This is a genomic window from Alkalihalophilus lindianensis (genome assembly GCF_032843265.1).
Classification (GTDB): Bacteria; Bacillota; Bacilli; order Bacillales; family Bacillaceae_D; genus Alkalihalophilus; species Alkalihalophilus lindianensis.
Window position 1 is genome coordinate 1 of sequence record NZ_JAWJBA010000188.1, and the last position, 288, is coordinate 288.

Annotated in this window: 1 protein-coding gene; it reads left to right on the forward strand. The window is 41.7% G+C overall.

Annotated features, from left to right (window positions below):
• Positions 1-288: DUF4317 family protein (locus RYX56_RS21865; RefSeq protein ID WP_317124053.1), on the forward strand; the 288-nt coding region annotated here is incomplete at both ends.

The window sequence follows — 288 nt, forward strand, 5'->3', positions numbered from 1 at the left end:
TCGAAGGATTACGGGCAGATACAACGGAAGATTGGAAAGAGTACATGCTCGAAATCGTGGGGAAGATGTTCGCTCATACTGTTTATGAATTTGATACGATGGTGACGATGATCCGAGGAGAATATCGAAAACCAACTCGTAAACGGGAGATGGAATCCGAACAAGGCGGAGATGATGAGGTCTACTCCAACGAGTTTATCCTTTGCAGTCTCAATAAAACGGACCATCCGAAGAAAGCATTGATGTTTGATTATATGGAGAAAGAATTCAAATCGTATAACGTTTTTG